Raw genomic sequence first — 22,958 nt, forward strand, 5'->3', positions numbered from 1 at the left:
TCGTCGTTCATCGCACCGCGGCCAATACCCACTCCGCGATATCGGCCGTCACGCGCTGCCGTACCGGTTCGTGCAACAGGTCGTGTCCGGCGTCGGCGTACTCGCGCAAATCTACCGATCCGTGCCGCGCTGTCCATAGCCGGATCACATCGATGGGCGCCCGCCGGTCGTCGGCTCCGTGCACCGCGAGAACCGGCAGACGCGGGTCGGGCGCGATCTCGGTCGCGCGGCGCGGTGTGCCGCAGAGGACGAGTCCGCCCAGGTCGCCAGGGTTTTCGGCGGCGACGGCGAGCGCGGTGACGGCGCCGAGCGAATGACCCATCAACACCGGCGCCGCCGCTGTGACCTCGCCGAGCAGTCCCCGTGCGTCGGCGGCGAGCTCATCGATGGTGCCCGGCGCCTCCGGATCGCCTTCGCTCAGGCCCTGACCCGCGGTGTCCAGCGTCCACAGCTCGATCCGCGCGAGCCGTTCCAGCGCGGTGGCGAAGCGGTGATAGTGCCCGCTGTGCTGGCCGGTGCCCGGCAGCAGCACCAGCGTCGCCGCGGGCGAGTCGACGGACCACCGCCGGTAATGCAGCCTGCCACGGGCGCTGTCGAAATAGGGCACGCACCGATTATGACCGCCGGGCCAATTGTCGTGTGCGACAGAACCGGTGCGCGATACCGTTGCTGTGCACGATGCGTGGTGGCGACGTGGTTCGCTGTGCAGAGTGGGCACACCACTACCCGTGGGTAGCCGTTAGACTTCGCGCGTCGAGCTGGGTCAACTGAGTCGAGGTCTTGCATGTCGTCGTTCCGCCGTTGCGTCGCCCACGTTGCTGTCGGCGCGGCCATCGTGACCACCGCTTCGCTCGGTACCGGCCAGGCAGCCGGCGCCCCACTCGCCAACTGCGGTAAAGCGCGCCAAGATGTCGCGATCCGCTCGAGTGTGCCGCTGCTGGACTGGTCGGAGAACTTCGGCCTCGACACCGCCGGGAATCTCTGGGTCGCGCGGGTCATGCGCGGCGAGGTGCAGCGCTACGACCGCGAGGGCAGACTGACCGCCACCGTCGAGGTCGCGGCCCCGGGCGCGGTTCGGCTCGGCCCCGACGGACTGCTCTATGTCGTCACCGGCAATTCGCCGCTGGCGGGCTCGGGTGGGATCGTCCGCTTCGACCCCATGGCGGCCGACCCGGTGCCCACCCCCTTCGCCACCGGCTTCCCGCAGCCCAACGGCGCCGCGTTCGACGCCGACGGCAACCTCTACGTGACGACCGCCAACGGCCTGCACCGGCTGCGCCGCGACGGCAGCGAGGACATGGACTGGTGGGCGCGCGTGAAGGTCGAGGGCTCCAACGGCGTTGTGGTAGCCGGTGATTCGGTCTATGTCACCGCCAACTTCGTCGCCACCGACGGCGCACCGGTCGGCCGGGTCCTTCGCCTGTCCCGCACGAACCCGGCCGACAGCACCACCGTCGCCGACCTGACCTCGTTCGGCGCCCTGCCCGATTTCGTCGACGATCTGGTCGTCCGCGACGGCGCGCTGTACGTCACCACCCTGGCCGGCCACCTCGTCCGCGTCGACCCGAAGTCCGGCGCCGCGTGCAACGTCGTCTCGACCCAGCCGTTGACCGCGGTCGTCGCCGACCCCGCCGACTCGTCGGCCCTGCTGGCCGGATCCGAAGAAGGCACCGTCCTGCGCATCCGCCCGAACAGCTAGCTCGATCCGGCGGGCGTCACCGATCCGGTAGACGCCTGCGCGCGGTCGATATCAGGTAGCCGGTCCGGCGGCATCACCGATCCGGGAGAGGCCTGCGCGGTCGATTGGAACGCCGGCCGCAGGCCGAACGTCGTGGAATCAGCCGTCGACGGTGAGCGCCGACGGCGGGTTGGCCGGAGCCGGCGCGGGCTGCGGTGTTTCGGCGGGCGCGGGAGCCGGTGCCGGAGCGGCGGTTTCCGGTGCGGGAGCCTGCGACTTCGGCGCTCCCGTGCCGGCCTCGCCCGAGCCGGGGCTGGTGGCCTGCGGTGCGGGCGCGGGCGGCACGGCGGGGGCTTCGGTGGCCTGGACCGGCAGGTCGGGGACGACGAAAGTGCCGACGGTCGGGGTCATCACGCAGCGGGCGCCCGGGTAGTCGATCGTGCCCCACATCGAGGCGATCACGGTGCCCGCGCCGCTGTGCACGGTCTTCGACAGCGACGGCAGCTGGAATTCGGTCTGGTCGTCGAGCGCGACGATGCCGCTCTGTCCCGTGTTCACGTTCACCCAGGCCACGCTCAGGCCCGAGGCCAGCGCGAAACCGGTGTGCCGCGGGCTGGCGCTGAACCGGATGTCACCGGGCGCCATGCTCGTCTCGGTGCGCGGGCCAGGCCCCTCGACGGTGGCGGCGGCGATGATCGTGGTGATCGGGCCGTTGCTGCCGCAGCCGAAGGTCGGCGCCGCGTAGGAGAACGGGATGAACTGGGCCGAGATGTCGCGCAGGGTGTCGGCGCCGACCAGCTTGGTGAAGCTGTCCAGCGCGCCGACGCCGGCCTTCGCCGAGACGTCCTCGCCCGCGAGGTGGGTCAGGTGGCCGATGCCGTCCTCGAGCGGGGTCGGGGCCGCGCTCGCGGTCGAGGCCAGCAGTGCCAGCGCGCCGATGCTCGCCGCGGTGACCGCCGCTGCCCTGCCTGCGATGGATCTGCCGTTCACCCGTAACTCCTCGGTGGATGCTCGTCACCGGTTCCCCGGCTCGTCTGGCAACGTACCAGGTCGCCGACCGGGTCGCCGAGCCACCGGCGAGCATGCGACCGCAAGGGCTGAGCATGGGCAAGTGTGATGTAGTCGACACTGGCGTTTACTCAGGGGTAAGTTTTTCTCGACGGCTACCGACGACGCTGGGAGACCCGGATGAAGTTAGCCCTTTCCCCCGAAGAGGTCGCCTTCCGCGACGAGCTCCGGCAGTTCTACAAGACCGAGATCCCGGTCGAAATCCGCGACCGCGTCAAATACGGCCACGAGCTGTCCCGCGACGACATCGTCACCGCGAACAAGATCCTCAACGACCACGGTCTCGCCGTGCCCAACTGGCCGGTGGCCTGGGGCGGCAAGGACTGGACGCCGATGCAGCGCCACCTGTGGCTCGACGAGATGCAGCTGGCCTCGGTGCCGGAGCCGCTCACGTTCAACGCCTCGATGGTCGGGCCGGTCATCGCCCAGTTCGGGTCCGAGGAACTCAAGCAGCGCTTCCTCCCGCCGACCGCCGCGCTCGACATCTGGTGGTGCCAGGGCTTCTCCGAGCCCGACGCCGGCTCCGACCTCGCCTCGCTGCGCACCACCGCGGTCCGCGACGGCGACTCCTACATCGTCAACGGCCAGAAGATCTGGACCACGCTCGGCCAGTACGCCGACTGGATCTTCTGCCTCGTCCGCACCGATCCGAGCGCCCCGAAAAAGCAGGCGGGCATCTCCTTCCTGCTGTTCGACGTGAAGTCGCCCGGTGTCACGATGCGCCCGATCAAACTGATCGACGGCAGCTACGAGGTCAACGAGGTCTTCTTCGAGAACGTCCGGGTGCCCGCCGATCAGCTGGTCGGCGAGGAGAACCAGGGCTGGACCTACGCCAAGTTCCTGCTCGGCAACGAGCGCACCTCGATCACCGGCGTCGGCAAGACCAAGGTCAAGATCGGGCTCGCGAAAGACTATGCGCGCCAGACCAGGACGGGCCACGGCACGCTGCTCGAGGACCCGGTGTTCGCCGCCCGCGTCGCCGAACTGGAGAACGAGCTGCTCGCGCTGGAACTCACCCAGCTGCGCGTGGTCTCCAATTCCGCCGACGGCAAGCCGAACCCGGCCTCCTCGGTGCTGAAGCTGAAGGGTTCCGAGTTGCAGCAGGCGGCCACCGAACTGCTGCTCGAGATCGCGGGCACCGACGCGCTCCCGGTCGACGCCGACGGCATCGCCTCGCCCGCCTGGGCCCAGCACGCCGGTCCCGGCTATCTGAACTACCGCAAGGTCACCATCTACGGAGGCTCGAGCGAGGTCCAGCGCTCGATCATTTCCTCCACGATCCTCGGATTGTGAGGCACTGACATGGATCTCGAACTCACCGACGAACAGACGATGCTGCGCGACACCGTGCGCGAACTGCTGCACCGGTTCTACGACGGCGAAGCCCTGGCGAAGGTCGGCGAGACCGATCCCGGCTGGAACCGCACGGTCTGGAAGCAGCTGGCCGAGCTGGGCGTGCTCGGCCTGACCATCGACGAGGACGACGGCGGCGTCGGCGCGGGCCCGGTCGAGGCGATGCTGGTGCAGGAGGAGCTCGGTCGCGCGCTCGCCCCGGAACCGGTGCTCGACGCGGTCGTGATCCCGGCCGAGCTGCTGAAGCTGACCGGCAGCGCCGAACAGCGCGGCCGCCTGCTGCCCGCGCTGGCCGCGGGAGAGAAGCTGCTGGCCTTCGCGCACGCCGAGCCGGGTATGCGCTGGCCGTCGACCGAGATCACCACGGCCGCCACCGCGCAGGGCGACGGGTACACGCTGACCGGCGTCAAGAACCCGGTGCTGCGCGGTGACTGCGCCGACGAGCTGATCGTCAGCGCGGTGCTGCCCGGCGGCGGGACCGGCCTGTTCCTGGTCGACCCGACCGGGACCGGGGTGACCAAGCGCGCCTACCGGACCTTCGACGGCAGGCGCGGCGCGCAGTTCGACTTCGACGGCGCCACCGGCGAACTGCTGGGCGACACCGTCGACGCGGCCGAGCAGATCGCGCTGGTCCAGGGGTACGCGCAGGCGGCGCTGTGCGCGGAATCGGTGGGGGCGATGGAGATCGCGCTGACCCTGACCACCGACTACCTCAAGACCCGCAAGCAGTTCGGCGTCACCCTGTCGAAGTTCCAGACGCTCACCCAGCGGGCCGCGGACTGCTACGTCTCGCTCGAACTGGCCCGCAGCTTCAGCCTGTTCGCGACGGCGGCGCTGGCCGACGGCGGCAACGATCCGGTGGTGGCCTCGCGGGCGCGGCTGCAGGTCGGGCGCTCGGCCGAGCACATCGGGCGCGAGGCGATCCAGATGCACGGCGGCATCGGCGTCACCGCGGAATATCCGGTGAGCCACTACATCGCCCGGCTGACCGCGATCGGGCAGACGCTCGGTGGCGCGCTGGAACACCGGCGGGTGCTGGCCGACCGGGTCGGCGGTTACGACCTGCCGGAGCTGTAGGACGGATCGGGGATGGTGCGTGCCCCAGGCGGGGTGCGCACCATCGCTGTGTCAGCCCTCGTCGTCGGTGGCGGTCGTCGCCGGCTCGGTGGTCGCGCCCGGCGTCGGGGTGGCGCCGGTGTCGGCCGGGGTGGCGATCGACGGGGTGGTGTGGTCGTGCTCGTGCGTCGTCGGATAGTCCGGCTCGGTGGTCTCCTCGACCGGGGGAGTGGTCCGCGGCGGGGAGGTGCGCGTCGGCACCGGCCGGGTGGTGGTGCTGTGCGGCGAGGTCGTCGTGGACTGGTCCTCGGAGGTGGTCGCGGGCGGACGCGATTCGGTGGTCGCCTCCGCGGGCCGGGACTCGGTCGTCGTCTCGCCCTCGGGCGGCGGTTCCGAGGGTGAGGTCTCGGTCGAGCTGAGGCTGAACGGTTTCCGCGGCGACATGTACGGCGCGATCCGCCAGCTGGGGGAGGGCGGGATCGAGATCCGTACGGTCGTCGAGGACGTCTCCTCGGCGATCCGGCTCGGTGCGGCGGCCAGATTCGCGTTCAGCGGCGGCGGCGGAACGTAGACGTCCTGCTGCCCGACACCACACGCACCGATGACGATCAGTCCGAGTGACACCGCGCCAACAGCGATTGCCGGACCTACGAGCTTGGTCCTGCTGTCATCCATCGCGTGCACTCCTCGTCGGCTTCGAGTCGCCTCACAGTAGTGCAGGACCGGCGATTCGGCAGTACGGGTCCGGTGAATCAGTACTTTTTAAACATTTATGATTCAGATATCGGATTGATTTCGTCAGCGTGTCGCGGGGACGTGTCGCGCGCGAACGGCGTCGCCGAGTCGTAGCGTGTGTGAGCAAAGTTACGCGTGAGACGCCCGGAACGACCACTGACGCGCGAAGGTTGCGCGACGTAAGAATCTGATCGGACGTCATCGAGGAGAATCTGATGGGAGCTTATTCGACACCCCGGCTGAAACCTGCGGCGGCGAACAGCGATTCGGCCGCAGCGGCAAATATTCAGCACGCACTGTCGAACCCGCCGGGCAATCGCGCTGTCGCGGTCGCCGCACGGGTCATGGGCTGGTTGTTCTTCGTCGGCGGTCTCGTCGGCGCCGGGCTCGGCATCGCCGGCCTGCATGTGGAGATCACCGTGGCCGGCCTGATCCTGGCCTGCACCGCGGGTCTGATCCTGCTGAAGCTGCGCACCGACCGGGACGTGCTCGAGAAGGACTGAGCAGCAGCGGAATTCAGGTGCGATCGGCCTCTCTGAGGCCTACCGTCGATGCTGTGCGCATCGACATCACCGGCGACGCCGCCCACTTCCTGGCCGAGGCCGAGAATTTTCTGCGTCGAGACCCCTTGCGGCATACGGTGATCGCCACCGCCGTCGCCAACGAACTCGGCGGCCGGGCGGGCGGCGCGATGACCCGATTCCTGACGGTGCGCGACGACGCTGGTCAGGTCGTCGGCGTCGCGACCAGTGCCTTCGGCGGCAGGGTCTACCTCGGCGAGCTGCCATCGCACAGCATCTCGGTCGTTGCCGACGCCTTCGCGGCGGAGCAGGCGCCGACCAGCGTCGAAGGCGTCCAGGCCGACGCGGCTGCGTTTGCCCGGTACTGGTCGCAGGTGACGGGTGGGGTCGGCGCGGAGTCGTACTCGGCCCGCCTGTTCCGGCTCGGAACCCTGTTCGTGCCCGAGGCGGTGGGCAAGCCGCGTCCGGCCACCGAGCGCGATCTCGCCGTCTGCCGCGCCTTCCTCGAGGCCTTCTGTGCCGAGACCGGTGAGCCGCGCCCGTTCGACGAGGACGCCGCGCTGCGGCGGATCGACGCCGGGTTCTGGTGGCTGTGGGAGCACGACGGGGCGCCCGCCACCTTCGTCGGCCGGAACGCCGAGATCCTCGGCTGGGCCAGGATCGGGCCCGTCTACACGCCTCCGCAACTGCGTGGCAACGGTTTTGCCAGTGCGCTGACCGCCGCCGTTTCCGCGGTCGTGCGGGCCGAGGGGGCCGACGTCTGCCTGTTCACCGATCTGGCCAATCCGACGTCGAACAAGATCTACCAGGCGATCGGATACGAGCCCGTGCGCGACTTCGTGCACTACACGCTGACCGCCGCGGGTTAGGTCAGCGGCGCGGTGTGCCACCACTCGAGCATCTGCGCCTCGTCGGCGATGAACCCGCGGCTGTACATGAGCATGGCCGCGCGGTCCGGGTCGGCGTCGAATCGGGTGACCATGCGCGGTGACTTCGGCTGGCTGTCGTGCAGAACGAAGTTCGTGTAGGCGTGACCGGTGTGCGTCGTGGCCCGGACATCGTGGGCGGGCAGCGCGTCGACGGCCTGCTGTGCCTGGTCGGCGGAGGGGTAGAGGAAGAACTCGTAGATCGCCTTGTTGCCGCCGCCGAAGCAGTGCCACATGACCACCCAGTCGCCCATGTCGGCGTCGGTGGTGTCGCGGCTCGCGGTGGCCCGGTCGTAGGCGAAGCAGCCCGCATTGCCCAGGCCCGTGCCCGCGTGGACCAGGTTGCTCGCGGAGGTGTGCGGCAGCATGCGCGGGAACTGATCGCTGAGCTGCGCGGCGTTCGCCCCGATGACCTTGCGATCGCTGGTCGTCGGCGAGGCGCTCGACGTCGTGCGCTGGGCGACGGAAGTGGCTGTGCGCGACGCCGACTCGGTCGTGGTCGGCGCGCCCGACGAGGTGGTGTCGCCGGGACCGGTCAGCTGACCCACGACCAACCAGGCAACCAGCCCGAGCAGGATGATGAAGGCGGCCCAGCTTACCGGTGACGCCTGCCAACGAGAGTTCCGCTTCGGACCGAGATAGTCCTCGGCGACCTTCGATCGCTCGCCCTCGCCACGCGGCGCCGAAGCATCACGCGGTCGCTCGGCCAGCGCATTCGGCGCGGAACGATTCGGCGAGAAACCGCCCTGCCAAGACCCGTGCTGTACCCCGGCACCCGGCCACGAGGGCTGTTGTGCGCCTCCCGGCCACGCCGCCTGCTGGACGCCTGGCGACGAAGACTGCTGGAAACCGGGCGATGACGGCTGCGGCGCGCCTGGCCACGACGCCTGCGGTATGCCGGGCGATGATGGCTGTTGCATGCCAGGTGACGAAGGCTGTTGCACGCCTGGCCACGACGCCTGCGGCATCCCGGGTGATGACGGCTGCTGCGGGTTCTGCCACGACGGAGTGCCGGCGGCGGGCCACGCGTTTGGCCCGGATGCCGCATCCGAGCCGGTGAACGGGGTCATCCCGGCGACCGGGTAGCCCGGCGCTGGTGTGTAGGGCGAGTTCGGCGGATACGTTCTGGTCTGGGCTGACGCCGGGAACCGTTGTCCTGCCGTCGGATCGGCCAATGCCTGCCCCGCGGCTGCGGCGAATTCGGCGCACGAGGCGAACCGCTCGTCCGGCCGCTTGGCCATGCCTCGGGCCAGCACCGCGTCGAGCGCGGGCGGGAGGTCCGACCGCAGGGTGCTCGCGGGTGGGGGTGGCTGCTGGAGATGGCCCTGGATCACCGCGACCGGGTTGCCCGCCTCGAACGGGGTGGTCCCGGTGAGCAGGCGGAACAGGGTGCAGGCCAGGGAGTACTGGTCGGCGCGGCCGTCGAGCGCGATTCCGGACAGCTGTTCCGGGGAGGCGAAAGCGAGGGTGGCGGTGAAGGTTCCGGTTTGGGTGAGCTTGGCCGCGTTGTCGTCGTGCAGGCGGGCGATGCCGAAGTCGGTGAGGTAGACGCGCTCGCCGCCGTCGACCGGCTCGAGCAGGATGTTCGCCGGCTTCACATCGCGGTGCAGCACGCCCCTGCTGTGCGCGAAGTCCAGTGCCGCCGCGGTCTCGGCGACGATGCGCACCGCCCGCGCCGGGTCGACGGGGGCCGACAGCGAGGCCGCGTCGGCGCCGTCGATGTAGCGCATCGAGATCCACAGCTGGTCGTCCTCGACGCCGCGGTCGTACACGGTGACGATGTTCGGATGCTCGAGCTGCGCGACCAGGTCGGCCTCGCGTTCGAACCTGGCCCTGATCTCGGTGTCGAAGAACAGTTCCCGGTTCAGCAGCTTCATCGCGGTGCGCCGGGGCAGCCGCGGATGACGCGCCAGATACACCGAGCCCATGCCGCCGCGGCCGAGCAGCCGCTCGATGGTGTACCCGGCGAAAACGCCGCCCTCGTCGATCATTCGCTCAGTTCAGCGGTGCCGAGCGCCACCAGCGCAGCACCTCGTCGGCCGTGCCGTAGGCGTCGGTGAACATCAGGAACTGCGCGCGGTCGGGGTCGCCGGTGAACTGGGTGATGATCTTGTTCCCGTTGTCGGTGTACTTGTAGTTGGTGTACTGCTTGCCGCCGTTGGTGTCGACCGACTTGGTGTTGGCGGGCAGCCCGTCGATCACGGCCTGCACGTCGGCCGCCGAGTTGTAGACGTAGAACCGGTAGAACGGATCGTCGCCGCCGCTACCGCCACCGTCGTAGCAGCGCCACTGCCAGACCCACGCGCCGAAGTCGGGGTCGCCGTCGTTGGGCGAGGGGGTGTAGCCGGTGTCGGTCTCCCAGCAGGACGCCCCGTTGTAGCCGGTGTCGCCGTCGGTGTTGGCGGGCACCATCCGGCCGAACTCGGCGCTGATGGCGTCGGCGTCCGGGGTGACGTGCTTGCCCGCCGCGACCGAGGTCGTCGTGGTGGTGGAGCCGCCGGAATCGTCGTCGCTGACCGCGACCCCGATGCCGATCAGCAACGCGAGCACCACGACGACGGCGACGACGATGCCGACGATCAGGCCGGTGTTCGACTTCGACGGCGGTCGCGGCCCCTGCGGGTACTGGCCGAAACCCCCGCCCGTCGGCGGACGCGGCGGAGCGGGCGGCGTCGGATATTGCGGCCGGGACTGCTGGGCGTACGGGTTGTGCGTGGCCGCACCGCCGGTCAGCGGCGACGCCTGATTGGCCATCGGGCCGCCGGTCATCGGGCCAACGGTGCCCATCGGTCCGCCGGTCATCGCACCTTGCGTCGCGGTACCCATCGGCCCACCGGTCATCGGCCCTTGCGCGGCAAGGGGATACGGCGACCCGGTCTGCGGAATCGCGCCGCCGGTGGTCGGACGAGGACCACCCGTGACCGGGATCGCCCCGCCCGTGGTCGGACGCTGGCCGACGATCGGCATGGCCGGCGCACTCGGGTTGTTCAGCGCGGCGATCGCGGCATTCGCGAAATCCGAGCAGGAGTCGAACCGGTCGTCCGGCCGCTTCGCCATGGCCTTGGCCAGCACCGCGTCGAGGGCATAGGAAAGGCCGGGGCGCACGCTGCTCAGCGGCGGCGGCGGTTGCTGCAGATGTCCCTGGATGACCGCGGCGGGATTGGTCGCCGTGAACGGCCCCGACCCGGTGAACAGCCAGAACAGGGTGCAGGCCAGCGAGTACTGATCCGAGCGGTGATCCAGGGAAGCGCCGGTGAGCTGCTCGGGGGAGGCGTAGGCCAGGGTCGCGGTGAACGTGCCGGTCTGGGTGAGATGGCCGGTGTCGTCGCGCAATCGGGCGATGCCGAAGTCGGTGAGGTAGACCCGTTCGCCGCGGCCGGCGCCGGAACGCGCGAGCAGGATGTTGGCCGGCTTCACATCGCGGTGCAGCACACCCATGCCGTGCGCGTAGTCGAGCGCGTCGGCGGTCTCCTTCACGATCTGCAGCGCGCGGGCGGGCGGCAGCGTCTGCGGGTCCACCGACGCGGCGTCGATACCGTCGATGAACTGCATGGAGATCCACAGCTGTTCGTCGTCGAGACCGCGGTCGTAGACGGTGACGATGTTCGGGTGATCCAGGCGCGAGACCAGATCCGCCTCCCGTTCGAACCGCGCCCGCACCTCCTGATCGAAGAACATCTCGCGATTGAGCAACTTCAGCGCAGTCATGCGCGGTAGGCGAGGGTGCTTGGCGAGGTAGACCGAACCCATGCCACCGCGGCCGAGTTGCCGTTCGATGACGTAGCCGGCGAAGACATCTCCGTTGGCCAGCATGTCTGCTCCACTTCCCGCCGTGCGCCGGGACCCACCAGCGCACGCGCGTACAGCAAGAAAGCCGCGGCCGGGTGGCCCGCCACGGGAAAATCAACGAAACCTTAGCAGCAGCCGACCGGGCGGATGGTTGCTCGTATAGCGACCGTCCAGCCCGCGCCGATCACGGTGGCCGCCTCGGCTGCGGCGGCACGATATAGCCGGGATGGTTACGGCCGCCGGGGAAGTCGATGGTGCCCGGCCGCTGCGTCCCTCGTCGCGGCGGGACCCCGCTCGTCGGCGGCCGCGGTACGTGCTGATGCGGTTGGGCCGGGGTGGTCGGCGGCGCCTGCTGATGCGGCTGCGGCGGCGTGGCCGGTCGCGCCTGCGGATACGGCTGTGGCGGCGTGGCCGGTCGCGAATAGTGCTGCTGCGGATACGGTTCGCGCGCTCGCAGCACGACGCCGGTCGCCGTCGTCTGCTGGTGGTGATGCCACGGGCCGGGGACCGCGAACAGCGCGGCCTTGGCGGCCTGGGCGAATTCCGTGCAGCTGGCGTACCGCGCCTCCGGCTGCTTGGCGGTGGCCCTGGCCAGCACGGTCTCCAGGGTCGGCGGCAGATCGGGACGCAGGCTGCGCAGCGGCGGCACCGGCTTGCTCAGGTGCGCCTGGATCACCGCGGCCGGGTTGGGGCCGGGGAACGGCACCGAGCCGGTGAGCATCCAGAACAGGGTGCAGGCCAGCGAGTACTGGTCGGCGCGGTGATCGAGCGGAGCGCCCGTGATGTGTTCGGGGGCGGCGTAGGCCAGGGTGGCGGTGATCGTGCCCGCCGAGGACAGCGTCGTCTCGCTGTCGCGCACGGCCGCGATCCCGAAGTCGGTGAGCACCACCCGTTCCGGGCGCCCGATCGGCGGCTTCGCGAGCAGGATGTTGGCCGGTTTCACGTCGCGGTGCAGGACACCGCCCGCGTGCGCGAAATCCAGCGCGGTCGCGGTCTCGGCGACGATCTGCACCGCCCGGTCCGGGGTGAGCACGTTGACATCGGCCGTCGCGACATCGGTGCCCGCCACGAACTGCATGGAGATCCACAGCTGATCGTCGTCGTTGCCGCGGTCGTAGACGTTGACGATGTTGGGATGCTCGAGCTGGGCGACCAGGTCGGCCTCGCGCTCGAACCGGCGGCGGCTCTCGTCGTCGGCGGACAGCTCGCGGTTGAGCAGCTTCAGCGCGGTGAGCCGGGGCAACCGCGGATGCCGGGCCAGATAGACCACGCCCATCCCGCCGTAACCGAGCACGCGCCGGATCGTGTACCCGGCGAACACGTCGCCTTTGCGCAACACCGCGAAGTCACCCCCTCCAGGGCAGAAGCACCCGTCCGAATTCTACCGATGTATCTCCTGATGCCCGCCCAGTGCAACATCGCCGATCATGTCGGTGCCGCGGATTAGGGTGACATCATGCGCATTGGAGCACACGTTCGCGACGAGAGCGATCCGATCGGCTTCGGTGAGAAGCTCGACGCCGAGGTCATCCAGATGTTCGTGGTCGATCCGCAGAGCTGGGACAAACCGCAGCCGCATCCCAAGGCCGCCGAAATCCTGGCCAGCCCGATCGACGTCGTCGTGCACTCGTCCTATCAGATCAATGTGGCCAGCCTGAACAACCGGCTGCGGATGCCCTCGCGCAACGCGGTGGCCCAGCAGGCGAAGGCGGCCGCCGAGCTCGGCGCGTTCGGCCTGGTCGTGCACGGCGGGCACGTGCGCTCCGACGCCGAGCTCGACACCGGAATCGACAACTGGCGCAAGCTGTTCGAACGTCAGCAGGACAAGGGTGGATTCGCGGTGCCGATCCTGATCGAGAACACCGCGGGCGGCAATCACGCGATGGCCAGGCACTTCGATTCGATCGCCCGGCTCTGGGACGCGGTCGGCGACTACGGCGCGGGCTTCTGCCTCGACACCTGCCACGCCTGGGCGGGCGGTGAGGACCTGGTCGGCGTCGTCGAGCGGATCAAGGCCATCACCGGCCGGATCGACCTGGTGCACCTGAACTCCTCGCGCGACGAATTCGATTCCGGCGCCGACCGGCACGCCAATTTCGCCGACGGCACCATCGATCCGCAGCTGCTGGCCGAGGTCTGCCGGACGGCCGGGGCGCCGGTCATTCTGGAGACGCCCGCCGATGGTGTCGCCGAAGACCTCGCCTACCTGCGGGAGAACCTCGGCTGAGCGTTCCGATCACCCGGAGGGAAAACCTGTCAGTCGAACGGGATTCGCGGTGTGCTTGATGCATATCAACCGATCCACAACGACAGAGGTGATCCCCCATGACGGTCGACCACGCCACCCCCGCCACCGTGACGGTGACCAAGCTCGGCGCCCACATCGGCGCCCAGGTCGACGGTGTTCGTCTCGGTGGTGCCCTCGACGCGGCGACCGTCGCGACGATTCGTCGTGCGCTGAACGAGCACAAGGTCATCTTCTTCCGCGGCCAGCAGCACCTGACCGAGGACGGCCAGCACGAGTTCGCCCAGCTGCTCGGCAGCCCGACCACCCCGCACCCGACGGTGAAGTCGCAGGGCATCAAGAGCCTGGCCATCGATTCCGAGAACGGCCGCGCCAACTCCTGGCACACCGATGTCACCTTCGTCGACCGCATCCCGAAGGCGTCGATCCTGCGCGCCGAGTACCTGCCGACCTACGGCGGCTCGACCACCTGGGCCTCCACCGTCGCCGCCTACAACTCGCTGCCCGAGCCGCTCAAGGCGCTGGCCGAGAACCTGCGCGCGGTGCACACCAACGTCTACGACTACGCCGCCCGCAATGTCGAGCCGCTGCGCCCGAAGTCCGAGGAGTATCGCGCGGAGTTCCAGTCGACCTATTACGAGACCGAGCACCCGGTGGTGCGCGTGCACCCGGAGACCGGTGAGCGCGCGCTGCTGCTCGGCCACTTCGTGAAGAACTTCGTCGGCCTGTCCACCAGCGAGTCGCAGGCGCTGTTCCGCCTGTTCCAGGACCGCGTCACCCGCCTGGAGAACACCACCCGCTGGACCTGGTCCGACGGCGACGTCGCCATCTGGGACAACCGCGCCACCCAGCACTACGCCATCGACGACTACGACGACCAGCCCCGCCGCCTGACCCGCATCACCCTCGCAGGCGACATCCCGATCGGCGTCGACGGCAAGTCGAGCACCGTCATCGAGGGCAACGCCGAGCACTACTCCGTCATCGAGGAGCCGCAACGCCTGGCCAGCTGAGATCCGAACTGGCAACCAACTGACCAGGGGAAGGACATGGGTAACTCCCCAACCACCTCCCACCTGCCGGACACCCGAGGTGAGACCGACAGCCAACGGTCGAGTTGCCGGACGGCACGCCGAAGTCGCGGAGAGGCGGGTGGGCTAGAGTCGCGGGGTGGCGGACAAGTGTATTCGGCCGTTGGACGGAGTGCGTGTCCTGGAACTCGGCAACTATGTTGCCGCTCCCACTGCCGGACGTATTCTGGGCGACTTCGGCGCCGAGGTGATCAAGGTGGAACGCCCCGGAACGGGCGACGAGTTACGGAACTGGCGGCTCTACGGCGGCGACACCTCCATGCTGTATCGCACCGTGAACCGCAACAAGAAGTCGATCGTGCTCGACCTGCGCACCGAGGCGGGTCGCGCGGTGGTGCTCGATCTGCTGCGGCACTGCGACGTGCTGCTGGAGAACTTCCGGCCCGGCATGCTGGAGAAATGGGGCCTTGGTCCCGAGGTGCTCGAGGAGGTGAACCCGAAGCTGGTCATCACCCGCATCTCCGCCTACGGCCAGACCGGCCCGATGGCCGCGCGCCCCGGTTTCGCCGCGGTCGCCGAGGCCGTGGGCGGTCTGCGTGAGCTCGTCGGCGATCCGGATCGCCCGCCGGTGCGGGTCGGGGTGTCGATCGGTGACTCGATCGCGGGCATCTACGCCGCGTTCGGCACCGTGATGGCGCTGTTCCAGCGCGAGCGCGTGTCCGGTCAGGTGCCGCAGATGGAGCGGATCATCGATGTCGCGCTCAACGAGTCGATCCTGTCGGTGATGGAATCGCTGGTCCCCGACCACCTCGCCTACGGCATCAACCGGGAGCGGGTCGGCGGCCGGATGGAGGGCATCGCGCCCAGCAACGCCTACCCGACCAGCGACGGCTACAGCATCATCATCGGCGGCAACGGCGATGCCATCTTCCAGCGCTACATGCAGGTCATCGGCCGCCCCGACCTGGCGGCCGACCCGGAGCTCGCCGACAACGCGGGCCGCTGGCGCAACCGGGAACGCCTGGACGCCTCGATCGCCGAATGGTCGATCCTGCGCACCCGCGACGAGGCGCTGAAAATCCTCGACGACGCCGCCATCCCCTGTGGCCCGATCTACACCGCCGCCGACATCGTGGCCGACGAGCAGTACCGCGCACGCAATATGATCCAGTCGTTCCCCGTCGACGTGGGCGAGCCGGAACCCAAGCAGGTGGGGTTCCCCGGCATCGTCCCGGTGATCGGGGGACAGTCGCTGCCGATCCGCAACGTCGGCCCCGACCTCGGCGAGCACACCAGAGAAGTGCTCGGCGGGCTGCTCGGGATGAGCGAAGATCAGATCGACGCGCTGGAGGCATCGTGAGCAGGCGAGTACACGGCAGACGCCGCCCACCGGTGCGCAGCAAGTGGGAACAGCGCGGACCGGGCCATGTGCGCCCGACCGTGCACCCGACGCCGGCCAGCGTCGGTGACAAACCGTGCGGCGGCGTGATGTGCGTGCCCGCCCAGGAACCGGACCAGCGGCGATGACCGCCCCGCTGCTGCGGGATGTGACCCTGCGTGACGGCTTGCAGCTCACCGGCAAGGTGCTGCCCACCGAGCAGAAGATCGACGTCGTCCGGCGGCTGCTGGCCGCGGGCGTGCCCGCGCTGGAGATCGGCTCGATGGCCCGGCCGGACCTGGTGCCGCCGATGGCCAACTCGCTCGAGCTGATCGCCGCGCTCACCCCGGACGAGCTGGCGAAATGCTGGGTCTGGGTGGCCACGCCCCGGCACATCGAGAAGGCGGCCGCCGCCGGTGCGCGCAACTTCCAGTACTGCTTCTCGGTCTCCGACAGCCACAACAAGGCCAATATCGGCCGCGACACGGAGGCTTCGGTCGCGGCCATGCCCGATGCGATCCGCCTCGCTCAGGAGGCGGGCGGTGAGATCCAGCTCTGCCTGGCCACCAGCTTCACCTGCCCCTTCGAGGGTGCGGTCGACCCCGCGCGGGTCCTGGCCATCGCCAACGATCCGCGCACCGACGGCGCCGCCGACATCGTGCTGGCCGACACCCTCGGCCAGGCCCACCCCGGTCAGGTGAGCGCGCTGGTCTCGGCGGTCCGCGACCGCACACCCTCGCGCCGCATCGTCTTCCACGGCCACGACACCTGGGGCATGGGCGTGGCCAACACCCTCGCCGCCGTCACGGCGGGCGCGACGATGGTCGACGGCTCCCTCGGCGGCCTCGGCGGCTGCCCCTTCGCCCCCGGCGCCAGCGGCAACACCGCCTCCGAGGACATCCTCTTCGCGACCCGCCCCGACTGGTTCACCCCGGCCGCCCTGGCGAGCCTGGTCGGTCTCACCGAGGAGCTGCTCGCCGACCTCGGCGAACCCAATCGTTCCCGCACCGCGGAAGGCGCGCGCTCGAAGGCAGCAGCCTTCGACTGGGTCATCACGTAGGCATCGGGGAGATCCCGGATGGCGCGGTTCCCGGTCGGCAGACAGACTGGACACCATGACTTCGCACGCCATGGGCACCGAGGCCGTCGATGCGGCGGCCGCCACCGAGATCGCGGCCGCCGCGCAAGACCTGGTCAAGTTGTATGGATCGGGAGACACACAGGTCAAGGCCTTGGACGGGGTGTCGGCTGACTTCGCGAAGGGGGAGTTCACCGCGATCATGGGCCCCTCCGGCTCGGGCAAGTCGACGCTGATGCACTGCCTGGCCGGGCTCGACAGCGCGAGCGAGGGCCATGTCCGCATCGGCGACACCCCGCTGACCGGGCTGTCCGACAAGCAGATGACCGCGCTGCGCCGCGACCGGATCGGGTTCGTCTTCCAGGCGTTCAACCTGGTGCCGACGCTGACCGCGCTGGAGAACATCACCCTCCCGCTCGACATCGCGGGCCGCAAGGTCGACCAGGAGTGGCTCGACACCGTCGTCAAGCGCCTCGGCCTCGGCGACCGGCTCGAGCACCGGCCCTCCGAGCTGTCCGGTGGCCAGCAGCAGCGCGTCGCGTGCGCCCGCGCCCTGGTGGGCAAGCCGGAGATCATCTTCGGCGACGAGCCGACCGGCAACCTGGACTCGCACTCCTCCGGTGAGGTGCTCTCGATCCTGCGCGCCTCGGTCGACGAGTTCGAGCAGACCGTCGTGATCGTCACCCACGACCCGCGCGCGGCCGCCTACGCCGACCGCGTGGTGTTCCTCGCCGACGGCCGCATCGTCGACGAGCTGCGCGATCCGACCCAGGATTCCATCCTCGACCGGATGAAGGCGCTGGAGACCCGATGAACAACCCGATGCGCAAGGTCGCCTTGCGCAATCTCGCCGCGCACAAGGTGCGGCTGGCGTTGACCCTGCTGTCGGTGGTGCTGGGCACCGCCTTCATCTCCGGCTCGTTCGTCTTCACCGATACCTTGCAGCGCACCTTCGACGGCATCTTCGAAGGCCAGGCCCAGGGTGTCGACGTGCGCGTCGGCCCCAAGGACCGGCAGTCGCTCGGCGTGCCGACCAATATCGTGGACGCGCTGGCCAAGACCGACGGCGTCGACCGCGTCGCCCCGGCGATGAACGGCCCGGTGGTGCTGCTCCAACCCGACGGCAAGAAGGCCGTGCAGACCGGTGGCGCACCGAGTTTCGGTCTGTCCTACCTGCCGCCGGACAAATCGGTCGAAGAGCCGAACACGTTCGTCGCGGGTGCCGCGCCCACTCAGCCGAACGAGATCGCGCTCAACACCAGCGGCGCCGAGAAGGCCGGGCTGCGGGTCGGCGACAAGACCAAGGTGCTCATCCCGTCCAAGGGTGACCCGTTCGAGGTGACCCTGTCCGGCGTCTACGAGATGCCGGGTACCGAGGGCGGCGGCGTTGTCGCGGTGATGTTCACCGAACCGCAGGCCCGCAAGCTGTTCACCGACGGCTCGCATGTCGCCTACGCCGATATCGCGGCCGCACCGGGCGTCTCGGCCGACGACCTGCGCGACCAGCTCGCCGCCGGCCTGCCCAACTACAAGGTGCAGAACGCCGACGAGGTCCGCGAGGACATGAAGAAGGAGGTCTCCGAGGCGCTCACCTTCATCAACTACTTCCTGCTCGCCTTCGGCGCGATCGCGCTGATCGTCGGCACGTTCATCATCTACAACACCTTCTCGATGATCGTGGCCCAGCGCCTGCGCGAACTGGCGTTGCTGCGCGCGATCGGCGCGAGCCGCCGGCAGGTCGGCCGGTCGGTGGTCGGTGAGGCCGTCGTGATCGGCCTGATCGGCAGCGCGATCGGTCTCGCCGCGGGCATCGGGCTGGCGTTCGGGTTGTCGGCGTTGCTGAACGCCTTCGATCTTGGCCTGCCCACCGGGTCGCTGACGGTGCTGCCACGCACCGCGATCGTCGCCCTGCTCGTCGGCCTGATCGTCACCGTGGCCAGCGCCTACGCGCCTGCTCGCCGCGCCGCGAAGGTGCCGCCCGTGGAGGCCATGCGGTCCGAATTCGCCAGCGCCGGTGACTCGTTGCATGTGCGCACCGCCGTCGGTGCGGTCATGGCCGTGGCCGGTGGCGTGCTCGTATACGTCGGCGCCCAGGGCACCGGCAAGGGCTCGGCGGTGACCGTCGGCATCGGTGCGCTCGGGTTGATCCTGGCCGTGCTGCTCGCCGCGCCCGCGCTGTCGCGGCCCATGGTGCTCGTGCTCGGTGTGCTCACCCGGCCGTTCGGCTCGATCGGGCAGATGGCCCGCAACAACGCCGTGCGCAATCCGCGCCGCACCGCGGCCACCGCGTTCGCGCTCACCCTCGGGCTGATGCTGGTCTCGGCGATCGGCATCCTCGGCGCCTCGGCCAAGACCAGCGTCGGTGTGCTGATCGACAAGGGCGTGAAGGCCGAATACGTGCTCGCCGGTCCGCAGATGATCGGTGCGCCGCTCGGTGCGGTGGACGCCGTGCGCACCCAGGTGCCCGGGGTCAGCGATGTCACCGGGATCAGGGTCGTCGCGTTCAAGGTCGGTGACGAGCAGATCGTCGCCACCTCCCCGGACGGCCCGATCGACCCGGTGATGGACATCGACGTGCTCAGCGGGTCCACCACGATCGGTGCGAACGAGCTGCTCGTCGACGAGACCGAGGCGGGCGATCGCGGCTGGAAGGTCGGCGACAAGATCACCATCACCAGCCTCGACAGCAAGAAGCTCGAGCTCATCGTCGGTGGCGTCTTCGCCAACTCGCCGCTGCTCGGCGCGATGGTCGTCGACCCCGGTGTCTACGAGCAGTTGATGCCGCCGAGCCTGCGCACCAATGCCTTCGTGCTGGTGAAGGCGGAGCCCGGCACCGATCTCACCGCCATGCGAACGAACCTGGAGAAGGCCACCGAACCGTTCGTCGTCGTGCAGGTGCAGGACCACGAGCAGTTCAAGGGCGCACAGGGCCAGCAGATCAACACCCTGCTCGCCATCCTCTACGGCCTGCTGGCGCTGGCGGTGGTGATCGCCGTCCTCGGCATCATCAACACCCTCGCCCTGTCGGTGGTCGAACGCCGCCGCGAGATCGGCATGCTCCGCGCCGTCGGCACCCAGCGATCCCAGGTGCGCCGCACGATCTACCTGGAGTCCATGCTGATCGCCATCTTCGGCGCGATCGTGGGCCTGGTCTTGGGCATCGCCCTCGGCGTCGGCTTCCTACGCACCCTGCGTGACCTGGGCATCGACCAGATCACCATCCCGTGGTCGCAGTTGGTCGCCGTGCTGATCGCCTCCGGTATCGTCGGCGTCCTCGCCGCCGTCTGGCCCGGCGTCCGCGCGGCCCGCACACCCCCGCTGGCCGCCATCGCAGACCTGTAGATCTTCGAACGGGCTCGCTGGTGACGCCGTCGGTGGCGAGCCCGTTCGCAATTAGGCCGGATTACGGGCTGCGGCTGGCGGAATCTACCAGCGAGGCAACAGAGTTCGCGATTGCACTGGCTAAGGTCTCCACCATGAGTGAGCGTGTTGCAGGAAAGACGTTCTCCACGCCTGAAGAGGCTGGCGTTGAAGCTCCTACACCCGAGGAGATCAGGGAGTTTCGGCGCATGTTCGACGAGGCTGAGCGGTTGCGAGATGCAGTCGCGCCAGAAGATCGAATCATGATGGGGCCGAAGTTCTATGACGATATCGCGGGGACCGAATTCGAACAGCGTTGACCTGGTCCCATGCCTGGTATGTGACGGCTTTTTCTGACTTGGGTCGGTCCGTTGTTTCTTCGAGCTACCGGGGTATCGGCCCGATCCGCCTACGCCGGGTACCGGTCGCGCCAGTCCTGGGTGGGTAGTCCGTCGTCGGTCTGGGGTGGGGTGAGGCCGAATTCGGTGCAGTAGTCGGTGGCGAGGCGGTCCAGGGCGGTTCGGGCATCGACGGTGTCGGACCAGCGGCGGGGGAGTGCGGCGCGGCCGTAGCGGGCGCCGAGGAGGCTGCCTGCGATCGAGCCGGTGGCATCGCTGTCCCCGGAGTGGTTGACCGACAACAGGAGTCCCGTGCGGACGATCTCGTTGGCCGCGCCGCCCCGGAATTCTGCGGCGAGCACGGCGAACACGGCGATGGCCAGTGCCTCGGGGCCGATCCAGCCCTGGCCGAGGGATTCGACCTCCTCGGGGGTCGGTCCGCGACCGGCGCGCGCGGTTGCGTCGGCCAGCGCGACCGCGGAATCGAGGGCAGCCGAGGTTTCCTCGTGGTCGGGGTAGGTCGCCAGTTCGGCTCGGGCGCGGGCGAGCGCCGTCGTGGTGTCGTTTCCCCGGGCGAGCTGGTAGATCAGCGCCGACAGGGTGCCCGCGGGCAGCCAGCCGCTGGGATGGCCGTGCGTCAGTGCGGCCGCGTCGCAACCCAATTCGAAGATTGCCCCGGTGGCCGCGCCGGAACGGTCGGCGGCGTAGCCGAATCCACACGGTGCCGCGCGCATCACCGCGCCGCTGCCCTTGGACTGGTTGATCGGCTGTTGGCGGGTGCCCAGCGGTGCGGTGGGTGCGCGTCGCGCCGCGGCCTGCCGCAGGGCCGTGTACACCGAATTCGCCACGCCCCGTTGCTCGATCAGTTCGGGGTAGCCGCTGAGTGAACTGTGCAGCGCGAAGGGTTGGTCGGGCAGCTCGACGACCTGACCTCGTAACCAGACGAGCATGCCCTGCTGCAGCAGGCCCATGGTCGCTCCGCCGATGCCCTTGGCCCGCGCCCGCACCGAACCGCGGATCAGCGCCTCCACCGTGAACGCGGTCAGCTGCGTCTCCTCCGAGATCCGCAGTGGGTCGGCGTCGGTGAGGCCCGCCTGCCCGTAGTGCGCACGGATCTGCCGCAGCGACCTGGTCTCGATCGGTGCGCCGAGCGCGTCTCCGATCGCGCCCCCGATCAGGCAACCGTGCACCGCGTTCAGCCACACCGAGCCTGCACTGGCCACGGCGTCGCTGCTGCGGCGCGGGTATTCGAGCCGGGGTGCCAGGGCAGCCGAGCCGTCACCTCGCTGCCCGGCGCGCCGACCGGATGCCGGGGAGGCAGCGGCGGTGTCGGAGTGCCGGTCCGGGTGCCGGGTGTCGATCCGTGGCCCGCTGCCGACCGACGTCATGCCACGCGCGGTCGGGTCGAGCCGGTGCGACAGGTCCGGTTCCGCGGCTCGACGTGGCTGGGACTCCGTGCGGGCCGGATTCGCGGTACCGGTCGCGGGCCCAGGGCCGCTTCCACGGAGGTCGGGCCCGGGCCGGGATTCCGGGCCTCGGCGGCGGATGGCTTCGGCGAAGGCCGCCGCGAACTCGGTGCAGGTGGGGAACCGCCGGGCGGGTTCCTTGGCCATGGCCTTGGCGAGAACGGCGTCGACCGCGGCCGGCAGCGGAGCCGATCGCCGGGTGCTGGCCCGCGGGGGAACGGCGGTGAGGTGGCCGAGCATGACGGTCGCCGGATTGGGTGCGTCGTACGGACCGGTGCCGGTGAGCAGCCGGAAGATGGTGCAGGCTAAGGAGTACTGGTCGCCTCGACCGTCCAGGGGCGCGCTGCTGAGCTGTTCGGGGGAGGCGTAGGCGATGGTGGCGGTGAACTGGCCGGTGCGGGTGAGGCCGCCGGTGTCGTCGAGGAGTTTCGCGATGCCGAAGTCGGTGAGCAGCACCCGCTCGTCGAAGCCCGCGCCGACGCCCGCGGTCCGGGACAGCAGGATGTTGGCCGGTTTCACGTCGCGGTGCAGCACGCCCTGACGGTGCGCGTAGTCCAGCGCGCTCGCCGTCTGGGTGACGATCTGCGCGATCCGCTCCACCCCGAACTGCTGGGCAGGCACCGCCGCCGCGTCGACACCGTCGACGAACTGCATGGCGATCCACAACCGGTCCTCGTCGACGCCGCGGTCGTAGACGGTGATGATGTTCGGGTGGTCGAGCTGGGCGACCAGATCGGCTTCCCGTTCGAACCTGGTCCGGATCTCGAAGTCGGTGAACAGGTCGCGGTGCATGAGCTTGAGCGCGGTCAGCCGCGGCAGCCGCCGATCACGGGCCGCGTACACCGCGCCCATCCCGCCGCGCCCCAGCTCCCGTTCGATGACGAACCCGGCGAACACCTCCCCGCGCCGCAACATCGCCTCACCCCGTTCACCGAA

Annotated in this window: 19 protein-coding genes; 12 read left to right on the plus strand and 7 right to left on the minus strand. The window is 69.6% G+C overall.

Annotated elements, in window-relative coordinates:
- Positions 1 to 7: 7 nt before the first annotated feature.
- A complete protein-coding gene (locus IEY60_RS10475; RefSeq protein WP_189026515.1) occupies positions 8 to 607 on the minus strand; it encodes an alpha/beta hydrolase in 600 nt (199 codons plus the stop codon).
- Between the two features lie 228 nt (positions 608 to 835).
- Here IEY60_RS10475 and IEY60_RS10480 point away from each other — a divergent pair, with 228 nt between their 5' ends.
- Positions 836 to 1,699: an SMP-30/gluconolactonase/LRE family protein gene (locus IEY60_RS10480; protein WP_189026517.1), complete on the plus strand. Its 864-nt coding sequence runs from the start codon at positions 836 to 838 to the stop codon at positions 1,697 to 1,699.
- A gap of 138 nt (positions 1,700 to 1,837) precedes the next feature.
- Here IEY60_RS10480 and IEY60_RS10485 read toward each other — a convergent pair whose 3' ends face one another.
- A complete protein-coding gene (locus tag IEY60_RS10485) occupies positions 1,838 to 2,668 on the minus strand; it encodes a hypothetical protein (RefSeq protein WP_189026519.1) in 831 nt (276 codons plus the stop codon).
- Positions 2,669 to 2,866: 198 nt separating this feature from the next.
- Between IEY60_RS10485 and IEY60_RS10490 the strand changes: the two genes are divergently transcribed.
- Positions 2,867 to 4,039 carry an acyl-CoA dehydrogenase family protein gene (locus tag IEY60_RS10490; RefSeq protein WP_189026521.1) on the plus strand — a complete coding sequence of 391 codons (1,173 nt, stop codon included), beginning with the start codon at positions 2,867 to 2,869 and terminating at the stop codon, positions 4,037 to 4,039.
- 9 nt (positions 4,040 to 4,048) lie between these two features.
- Positions 4,049 to 5,176 (plus strand): acyl-CoA dehydrogenase family protein, encoded by a 1,128-nt coding sequence (locus IEY60_RS10495; protein ID WP_189026523.1) that lies wholly within the window; start codon positions 4,049 to 4,051, stop codon positions 5,174 to 5,176.
- A gap of 51 nt (positions 5,177 to 5,227) precedes the next feature.
- Here the strand turns inward: IEY60_RS10495 and IEY60_RS10500 are convergent, their stop codons facing one another.
- Positions 5,228 to 5,830, minus strand: coding sequence for a hypothetical protein (locus tag IEY60_RS10500; RefSeq protein ID WP_189026525.1), 603 nt, complete (start codon positions 5,828 to 5,830; stop codon positions 5,228 to 5,230).
- Positions 5,831 to 6,105: 275 nt separating this feature from the next.
- Here IEY60_RS10500 and IEY60_RS10505 point away from each other — a divergent pair, with 275 nt between their 5' ends.
- Positions 6,106 to 6,393: a hypothetical protein gene (locus IEY60_RS10505; RefSeq protein WP_189027593.1), complete on the plus strand. Its 288-nt coding sequence runs from the start codon at positions 6,106 to 6,108 to the stop codon at positions 6,391 to 6,393.
- 53 nt (positions 6,394 to 6,446) lie between these two features.
- A complete protein-coding gene (locus tag IEY60_RS10510) occupies positions 6,447 to 7,280 on the plus strand; it encodes a GNAT family N-acetyltransferase (protein WP_229739694.1) in 834 nt (277 codons plus the stop codon).
- Here IEY60_RS10510 and IEY60_RS10515 read toward each other — a convergent pair.
- The 3 genes from IEY60_RS10515 to IEY60_RS10525 all read right to left on the minus strand — a co-directional run bounded on the left by IEY60_RS10515 (position 7,277) and on the right by IEY60_RS10525 (position 12,465).
- A complete protein-coding gene (locus IEY60_RS10515) occupies positions 7,277 to 9,328 on the minus strand; it encodes a serine/threonine-protein kinase (protein ID WP_189026527.1) in 2,052 nt (683 codons plus the stop codon). The two genes, IEY60_RS10510 and IEY60_RS10515, sit on opposite strands and share 4 nt — an antisense overlap.
- Before the next feature lie 4 nt (positions 9,329 to 9,332).
- Positions 9,333 to 11,150 (minus strand): serine/threonine-protein kinase, encoded by a 1,818-nt coding sequence (locus IEY60_RS10520; RefSeq protein ID WP_189026529.1) that lies wholly within the window; start codon positions 11,148 to 11,150, stop codon positions 9,333 to 9,335.
- 160 nt (positions 11,151 to 11,310) lie between these two features.
- The gene (locus tag IEY60_RS10525) at positions 11,311 to 12,465 is read right to left on the minus strand and encodes a serine/threonine-protein kinase (RefSeq protein WP_189026531.1); all 1,155 of its coding nucleotides are present in this window, start codon (positions 12,463 to 12,465) and stop codon (positions 11,311 to 11,313) included.
- A 117-nt stretch (positions 12,466 to 12,582) separates the two neighbouring features.
- Here IEY60_RS10525 and IEY60_RS10530 point away from each other — a divergent pair, with 117 nt between their 5' ends.
- The 7 genes from IEY60_RS10530 to IEY60_RS10560 all read left to right on the plus strand — a co-directional run bounded on the left by IEY60_RS10530 (position 12,583) and on the right by IEY60_RS10560 (position 20,538).
- A complete protein-coding gene (locus IEY60_RS10530) occupies positions 12,583 to 13,353 on the plus strand; it encodes a deoxyribonuclease IV (protein WP_189026534.1) in 771 nt (256 codons plus the stop codon).
- Between the two features lie 98 nt (positions 13,354 to 13,451).
- Positions 13,452 to 14,384, plus strand: coding sequence for a TauD/TfdA dioxygenase family protein (locus IEY60_RS10535; protein WP_189026536.1), 933 nt, complete (start codon positions 13,452 to 13,454; stop codon positions 14,382 to 14,384).
- A 172-nt stretch (positions 14,385 to 14,556) separates the two neighbouring features.
- On the plus strand, positions 14,557 to 15,762 hold the full coding sequence (locus tag IEY60_RS10540; RefSeq protein WP_229739766.1) for a CaiB/BaiF CoA transferase family protein: 1,206 nt from the start codon (positions 14,557 to 14,559) through the stop codon (positions 15,760 to 15,762).
- Between the two features lie 163 nt (positions 15,763 to 15,925).
- Positions 15,926 to 16,840, plus strand: a complete 915-nt coding sequence (locus IEY60_RS10545) for a hydroxymethylglutaryl-CoA lyase (RefSeq protein WP_189026540.1) — start codon at positions 15,926 to 15,928, stop codon at positions 16,838 to 16,840.
- 55 nt (positions 16,841 to 16,895) lie between these two features.
- Positions 16,896 to 17,672 carry an ABC transporter ATP-binding protein gene (locus IEY60_RS10550; RefSeq protein ID WP_229739695.1) on the plus strand — a complete coding sequence of 259 codons (777 nt, stop codon included), beginning with the start codon at positions 16,896 to 16,898 and terminating at the stop codon, positions 17,670 to 17,672.
- 8 nt (positions 17,673 to 17,680) lie between these two features.
- A complete protein-coding gene (locus IEY60_RS10555) occupies positions 17,681 to 20,200 on the plus strand; it encodes an ABC transporter permease (RefSeq protein WP_189027495.1) in 2,520 nt (839 codons plus the stop codon).
- 134 nt (positions 20,201 to 20,334) lie between these two features.
- A complete protein-coding gene (locus IEY60_RS10560; RefSeq protein ID WP_189026542.1) occupies positions 20,335 to 20,538 on the plus strand; it encodes a hypothetical protein in 204 nt (67 codons plus the stop codon).
- An 89-nt stretch (positions 20,539 to 20,627) separates the two neighbouring features.
- Here the strand turns inward: IEY60_RS10560 and IEY60_RS35635 are convergent, their stop codons facing one another.
- Positions 20,628 to 22,937, minus strand: coding sequence for an ADP-ribosylglycohydrolase family protein (locus tag IEY60_RS35635; RefSeq protein ID WP_229739697.1), 2,310 nt, complete (start codon positions 22,935 to 22,937; stop codon positions 20,628 to 20,630).
- Positions 22,938 to 22,958: the final 21 nt, after the last annotated feature.

This window comes from Nocardia rhizosphaerihabitans (genome assembly GCF_014646295.1).
In the GTDB taxonomy this organism is placed as follows: domain Bacteria; phylum Actinomycetota; class Actinomycetes; order Mycobacteriales; family Mycobacteriaceae; genus Nocardia; species Nocardia rhizosphaerihabitans.

Coding starts and splice junctions, on each gene's coding strand:
- IEY60_RS10490 (WP_189026521.1), top strand. CDS start 2,867: ATGAAGTTAGCCCTTTCCCCCGAAGAGGTCGCCTTCCGCGACGAGCTC.
- IEY60_RS10495 (WP_189026523.1), top strand. CDS start 4,049: ATGGATCTCGAACTCACCGACGAACAGACGATGCTGCGCGACACCGTG.
- IEY60_RS10500 (WP_189026525.1), bottom strand. CDS start 5,830: ATGGATGACAGCAGGACCAAGCTCGTAGGTCCGGCAATCGCTGTTGGC.
- IEY60_RS10505 (WP_189027593.1), top strand. CDS start 6,106: ATGGGAGCTTATTCGACACCCCGGCTGAAACCTGCGGCGGCGAACAGC.
- IEY60_RS10515 (WP_189026527.1), bottom strand. CDS start 9,328: ATGATCGACGAGGGCGGCGTTTTCGCCGGGTACACCATCGAGCGGCTG.
- IEY60_RS10520 (WP_189026529.1), bottom strand. CDS start 11,150: ATGCTGGCCAACGGAGATGTCTTCGCCGGCTACGTCATCGAACGGCAA.
- IEY60_RS10530 (WP_189026534.1), top strand. CDS start 12,583: ATGCGCATTGGAGCACACGTTCGCGACGAGAGCGATCCGATCGGCTTC.
- IEY60_RS10535 (WP_189026536.1), top strand. CDS start 13,452: ATGACGGTCGACCACGCCACCCCCGCCACCGTGACGGTGACCAAGCTC.
- IEY60_RS10545 (WP_189026540.1), top strand. CDS start 15,926: ATGACCGCCCCGCTGCTGCGGGATGTGACCCTGCGTGACGGCTTGCAG.
- IEY60_RS10550 (WP_229739695.1), top strand. CDS start 16,896: ATGACTTCGCACGCCATGGGCACCGAGGCCGTCGATGCGGCGGCCGCC.
- IEY60_RS10555 (WP_189027495.1), top strand. CDS start 17,681: ATGCGCAAGGTCGCCTTGCGCAATCTCGCCGCGCACAAGGTGCGGCTG.
- IEY60_RS10560 (WP_189026542.1), top strand. CDS start 20,335: ATGAGTGAGCGTGTTGCAGGAAAGACGTTCTCCACGCCTGAAGAGGCT.
- IEY60_RS35635 (WP_229739697.1), bottom strand. CDS start 22,937: ATGTTGCGGCGCGGGGAGGTGTTCGCCGGGTTCGTCATCGAACGGGAG.